The organism is Mesorhizobium sp. M0898 (assembly GCF_040319695.1).
GTDB lineage: Bacteria > Pseudomonadota > Alphaproteobacteria > Rhizobiales > Rhizobiaceae > Mesorhizobium.
On sequence record NZ_JAMYOE010000120.1, the window covers coordinates 1 to 1553 of the forward strand.

At 55.7% G+C, this 1553-nt stretch carries 1 pseudogene; it reads left to right on the forward strand.

The features are described 5' to 3' along the window. Window positions 1–676: 676 nt before the first annotated feature. Window positions 677–1553: pseudogene (locus tag NKH90_RS34480) on the forward strand (calcium-binding protein); the annotation flags it as partial.

Below are 1553 nucleotides of genomic sequence, written 5' to 3' on the forward strand. Positions count from 1 at the left end.
CGGCGTGTCCGCCGCGCAGCCCCCGTGTTTAGCGGAGCGGCGGACACATGACGGTGCTCAGGCGGCCAAGGCCCTCAGGCTCTCCAGCTGGGAACCGCCCTACTCTCACCTTTTGGGCGGTTTCCTAAATTGATTTGATCTCGATCACGGAGATCTGCCGACCGATACCAGGTGACGAGCGCGCAGATGCCTACGAATTGTCCACAGCTAATTGGTTGGGCAGTGAAACTGTGGAGGGGCCCGGAGTCAGAGGTTAACGTCATTTTGAATTTCCGTACGAAAGTTGACGTCTAACGCATTAAAATCTATAAATGTATAGCCATTATAAAAACATCGAGGAACTTCAAAAACTACAGCGCCTTCAAAATAAAGTCGCAATTCTGGCATCATTCTGACATCAGAAGACAATAAGCATCTTGTCCTAAGTCGCTGCTGTCAAAATAAGTCACAATCCGTGCAGCATTCCTACAAACGGTCAATGATTCTATCGACGGGTGTCTGTATGTGATTTGGCGCTAATATACGCCGTCTGTAGGTAGACGCCGGGCGCTATCGAAATCAGAAAAAGGAATATTGGATGGCAACTCTGCATTATACGTCGGGTGGATCCGCCACCGAAATCGCAACTGCCGGCTTCAATCTGGCTGACGTTCAGTACGCTTCGCAAGTCGACGCGTTGCCGGACGGCATGAAGGGTCTGGTGTACCTCAACGAGCACGAGGGCGTAACTTCATCCTTCATCGAGAAAATGACCCCCTTCCTCGGCAATCCGAATGTGTTCGGATTCTATCTGGTTGACGAGCCCGATCCCACGGGCAGGTGGGGCACCTATGCAACCGCCGAGAACCTGAAGGCGGAATCCGACTGGATCCATGAGCATTTTCCAGGCGCCAAGACCTTCGTCACCATGATGAATATGGGATCCCCTACCAATCCGGATTTTACCAACACCTACAATCCGGCCAACACGCATATCGACTATTTTGGAATAGACCCCTATCCGGTGCGCACGGGAACGGACACGGTCGACTACGACATGATCGACCGAGCCGTGGCTGCAGCGGTGAAGTCGGGCATCCCGATCAGCAACATCGTTCCGGTCTTCCAGGCCTTTGGCGGCGGCAATTGGGAGACTTCCGATGGCGGCAGACAGGTCATGCCCACCACCGAACAGATGCAAACCATGATGGATCATTGGGCCAAGCTGGTTCCGTCACCCGCCTTCGACTATACCTACAAGTGGGGAACGCAGAACGGCGATACCGCGCTTGAAAGCTCCTCGGAACTGCAAGCCGTTTTCCGGGAACACAACACCACTACCGCTGCGGCCTCAGACACCACCAGCAGCGACAGCAGTGCTGCTGCGCCCGCGTCCGACGCCGCCACCAGCGATAGCAGCTCGACTGTGACTGCGCCTTCCCATGCCGCAACCGGCGATAGCAGCTCGACTGCGACCGCGCCTTCCCATGCCGCCACCGGCGATAGCACCAGCGATGGCAGCTCGACCGCGACGGCGCCTTCGCACCTCATCGCAAGCGATGGCAGTTCGACTG